The organism is Polaromonas sp. P1_G1, from assembly GCF_056405595.1.
This window is the reverse complement of the sequence record NZ_JBFUBU010000139.1, coordinates 1-548: the sequence shown is the minus strand read 5'-3', so window position 1 is coordinate 548 and position 548 is coordinate 1. Positions and strand designations below refer to the sequence as shown.

Annotated in this window: 1 pseudogene; it reads right to left on the bottom strand. The window is 60.0% G+C overall.

The features are described from left to right. A pseudogene (locus AC1D1Y_RS26130) lies at positions 1 to 373 on the bottom strand (bifunctional diguanylate cyclase/phosphodiesterase); the annotation flags it as partial. Between the last annotated feature and the right edge of the window lie 175 nt (positions 374 to 548).

Sequence of the window (548 nt, the reverse complement as noted above, 5' to 3'; positions counted from 1 at the left end):
GGTATTCGGTCAGCTCAAAACCCAGCCGCTCGCGCACCGCCGCATGTTTGACCTGGCTGATGTCCTGCAACATCCCATTGAGCAGTTGTGGATGCTGCGGGTCATGGGGCAGCGTAGAGATGCGCAGCCAGCGCATGCCGTCGGCCACACTCAGCACACGCACCTCGACACCCTCYGTGCAAGGCACCGCCGTATCTGACAGCAGCGCGACCAGCCGGGCCGCATCATCGGGCACCACGTGGATCAGGGTCTCGTCCAAGTTTTTGTGATGACGGCCCTGCACATCGAGCAGTTTGGCTGCATGGGTGGACAGCAGAATCTGCCCGCTGTGCGCGTCATACCACCATAGCCCGAACCCGGCAGCAGCTTCCATGGCAGACGCGTGGTCTGTATCCGTGCGCAGCTTGGCCCGCAGGGGGATAGAGATGCCCAACTTTGGGGCTATGTCCAGGAGAGCGCCAACGAAGACGGCCATTTGTTTTCCATGTCATACCTTATGGCCAACATAGCACGCAAGTTACATGCCGACACAAATTCGACCTCAGGCT